Below are 3707 nucleotides of genomic sequence, written 5' to 3' on the forward strand. Positions count from 1 at the left end.
ATGATCGTGATCTTCATCGCGCCTCCGCGTCGCCTTCGTCGGTCGCGTCCTCACGTGCGCGCAGCAGCGAGGCGTGGGTGGGGGCCGCCGGGGTGCCCGGGGGCCGGTCCCTGGCGAACTCCCGGCGCAGCACGGGGACGACCTCCTCGCCGAGCAGGTCGAGCTGTTCGAGGACGGTCTTCACCGGGAGCCCGGCGTGGTCGATGAGGAAGAGCTGCCGCTGGTAGTCCCCCACGTACTCGCGGAAGCCCAGCGTCTTCTCGATCACCTCGGCCGGTGAGCCGACGGTGAGCGGGGTCTGCCGGGTGAACTCCTCCAGCGAGGGCCCGTGTCCGTACACCGGGGCGTTGTCGAAGTAGGGGCGGAACTCGTCGACCGCGTCCTGGCTGTTGGGCCGCATGAACACCTGCCCGCCGAGCCCCACGACGGCCTGCTCCGGGGTGCCGTGGCCGTAGTGCGCGAACCGGCGCCGGTAGAGGCTGACGAGCTGTCGGGTGTGGGAGGCCGGCCAGAAGATGTGGTTGGCGAAGAAGCCGTCCCCGAAGTACGCGGCGAGTTCGGCGATCTCGGGGGTGCGGATGGAGGCGTGCCAGACGAAGGGCGGTACGTCGTCCAGCGGGCGCGGCGCGAGGGTGAAGCCCTGGAGCGCGCTGCGGAACTTGCCCTCCCAGTCGACGGCCTCCTCGCGCCACAGGCGGCGCAGCAGGCCGTAGTTCTCGACCGTGAGCGGGATGGCCTGGCGGATGTCCTGGCCGAACCAGGGATACACCGGGCCGGTGTTGCCCCGGCCCAGCATGACGTCGGTGCGGCCGCCGGACAGGTGCTGGAGGACGCTGAAGTCCTCGGCGATCTTCACCGGGTCGCTGGTGGTGATCAGCGTGGTGGAGGTGGAGAGGATGATCCGCTCGGTCTGCGCGGCGATGTAGGCGAGCAGGGTGGTCGGCGAGGACGGCACGAAGGGCGGGTTGTGGTGCTCGCCGGTGGCGAAGACGTCGAGCCCGGCCTCCTCCGCCTTGCGCGCGATCGCGACGGTCGCCCGGATGCGCTCCGCCTCGGTGGGGGTATGGCCGGTGGTGGGGTCGGTGGTGACGTCCCCGACGGTGAAGATGCCGAACTGCATCCCGGCCGCGCCGGTCGCTTCCGTCGACGCCATGCTGGGCTCCTTCAGACGCTTCCGCGGAACTGGCGTACTGAGGTCTGGCGTACTGAGGTGGGGTGTCCCGTACCCTGTCCCGTCATCGTGTCACGGCGGGTGCGATCCGGCACGGGCGGGAAGGAGGCGAGGCTCCGGGGCCCGTGGGAGAATCGGGGAGTATGCGGTTGTACGACTGTCATGCCGGAAATCGGGCGGTTCGAAGCCGGCGTCGTACGGCCGTCGGGAACACGTGGATCTATCCGCCGGGAGGCTCCCGTGAGCGAACGTCGCGAGGCGTGGCCGGTGCTGGACCACGCGGAGCTGGGCCCCATGCTCCAGTATGTGAACCGGGTGGTTCAGGTCGCGGGCAAGTACTCGCTGGACGACCCCTTCGAGGTCGGCTGGGGCAACATCGTGCTGGAGGTGTCCCCGCGCGGGCTGCGTACACCGACGTTCCGGCGGGACGGGGCGGCTTTCACGGTGCACTACCGGCTGCTCGACGGTGACGTGGTGATCGAGACCGACGGCGCCGCGCGGACGCTGTCACTGGGGCGGACCTCGGTCGCCGACTTCTACACCTCGTTCTGCGAGGCCGCGTCCCAGCTGGGCATCCCCCATCCGCGCAGCGCGCAGATCTGCGAGATCCCCGCCGCCCCGCCGAACTTCGTGGACGACCGGGTGGAGCGGGTGTGGGACGCGGAGTCGGCGCGGCTGATCTGGGAGGCGTTCGACCTCGCCGCGGGCGGCCTGGAGGCATGGCAGGCCCCGTTCCTCGGGCACCGGCCGCGCGTCGGCGTGATGTGGGGCGGGTTCGACCTGTCGGCGACCCGCTGGCGCCCGAAGCGGACGGACCCCGGGCCCAAGGGCCCGCCGTTCATGCGTAACGCCCAGTTGCACGAGTACGTGTCGGTGGGGTTCTCCTTCGACAACACGCACGGCGACGGCAGCAGCCCGCTGGACATCGGGATGTACGCCTACATCTGGCCGCAGCCGGACGGTCTCACCGGCCGGTCCTGGGGTGTCGAGGGCGCCGACTGGCATCCCGACCTCGGGCTCGCGCTGCTGCCGTGGCAGAACCTGCGCCGGCTGCCGGACCCGCACGGGGCGATCGTCAGGTTCGGCGACGCCGTGTACGAGGCGGCCGTGCAAACCGCGGGCTGGCCGGGCGACCTGGTCGGGCCGCGGGTCGACGGCTGGTACATGAGCGAGCACCAGCCCTCGGAGCACCCCGAGCACGTGGGGCATCGGGGCTGAGCGGACCGGGCTTCGCCGAGGATCAGCCGCGCTGGTCCCCGGCGGCCGGGGGTTCGAGCCGACGGTTCTCCGCCAGCAGTTCGTCGTACTTGTGGGACAGCTCCTCGTACCGCTCGTCGGCGTCGGAGTCGCGTTTGCGGCGGCTCAGGATGTACAGCACGACCGGTCCGGTAATCGTCGAGACGACCGGGATCAGCGCCCACCACGGCATGGTTGTTCCTCCCCCTGCGCGGCAGTCACGGGGGCGCGCCGCGCCACTTCACCGGGAGGGTATGCCCTGGCAGGGCGCCCGCCAACACCGCTCGGCGCAAAAGCCTTCGCGTCCCCCGCTCGTCATCAGGTGTTTCGCGCCAACCACTGGACGGACCGACCGGTTCGCTTCTAAGTTCCCGTCTCAGCAGCTCACTTGTTCACGTCCTACACCCCTGGTGTGAACAAGTGCACTGTTGTGCGCAGCAGTTGGTGCATCACTTACCGTGCGATGCGAAAGGCTGTGGTGAAGACCGGACTTCCCGCGCCCCTCGGCGCCCTTCCTGATCAGCAGGCCATCGCGGCGCATCCGTGCCGCCCCCGCTTCCAGGTCCTCGGCCTGCTGGCCATCACCGACGGTCACGAGACCGTCGTCCTCCAGCCCTCCAAACCGACCTCACTGCTGGCCGCCCTGCTGCTGCACCCCGGTGCCGTGGTCTCGGGCGAGCTGCTCCAGCGCGTGGTGTGGGGCGACCGTCCCCCGTCCGGCGGGAGATCGGCGCTGCACACCTGTGTTCTCCGACTGCGCCGTCTGTTTTCCAAGTACGGGGTGGCCGACCACGCCATCGAGGCGGTGCCCGGCGGTTACCGGCTCCAGGCGGACGCCGAGACCCTGGACCTGCTCCACTTCCGCGACCTGCTCGGCCGGGCCTCGGCCGGCGACGACCCGGAGTCCGCGCTGCGGCTGGCGCGGGCGGCGCTGGGACTGTGGAAGGGCCCGCTGCTCGGCAACGTCCACTCCGACGAGCTGCACCGCGACCACGTGCCGCGCCTGGCCGAGGAGCGGCTGCTCGCCGTGGAGCGCGTCTTCGACGGCGAACTCCGCCTGGGCAGACACCGGGAGATGATCGCCGAGGCCCGCGAGGCGGTACGCGGCCAGCCCGGCCACGAGGGGCTGTCGGCGCTGCTCATCGAGGCGCTGTACCGCTCGGGCCGCCGGGCCGAGGCGCTCGCGGAGTACCGCCGTATCCACGCCCATCTCACCTCCGAACTGGGGGTGGAGCCGGGTGCGGCGCTGCGCGGTCTTCAGCTCGCGGTGCTGCGCGGCGAGCCGTACGGCGGGCGCCCG

General features: G+C 71.1%; 4 protein-coding genes. 2 read left to right on the top strand and 2 right to left on the bottom strand.

Annotated elements, in window-relative coordinates; all coding sequences use genetic code 11:
- Window positions 1-13: 13 nt before the first annotated feature.
- Window positions 14-1120 (bottom strand): LLM class flavin-dependent oxidoreductase, encoded by a 1107-nt coding sequence (locus tag GT030_RS25685; protein WP_161203152.1) that lies wholly within the window; start codon window positions 1118-1120, stop codon window positions 14-16.
- Window positions 1121-1411: 291 nt separating this feature from the next.
- Here GT030_RS25685 and GT030_RS25690 point away from each other — a divergent pair, with 291 nt between their 5' ends.
- Window positions 1412-2389, top strand: coding sequence for a DUF5996 family protein (locus GT030_RS25690; RefSeq protein WP_161203149.1), 978 nt, complete (start codon window positions 1412-1414; stop codon window positions 2387-2389).
- Between the two features lie 22 nt (window positions 2390-2411).
- Here the strand turns inward: GT030_RS25690 and GT030_RS25695 are convergent, their stop codons facing one another.
- Window positions 2412-2600, bottom strand: a complete 189-nt coding sequence (locus tag GT030_RS25695) for a hypothetical protein (RefSeq protein ID WP_161203150.1) — start codon at window positions 2598-2600, stop codon at window positions 2412-2414.
- A gap of 270 nt (window positions 2601-2870) precedes the next feature.
- Here GT030_RS25695 and GT030_RS25700 point away from each other — a divergent pair.
- Window positions 2871-3707: AfsR/SARP family transcriptional regulator (locus tag GT030_RS25700; RefSeq protein ID WP_161203151.1), on the top strand; the 837-nt coding region annotated here is incomplete at its 3' end.

Origin of the sequence: Streptomyces sp. SID1328, from assembly GCF_009865595.1 — a bacterium.
Classification (GTDB): Bacteria; Actinomycetota; Actinomycetes; order Streptomycetales; family Streptomycetaceae; genus Streptomyces; species Streptomyces griseoluteus.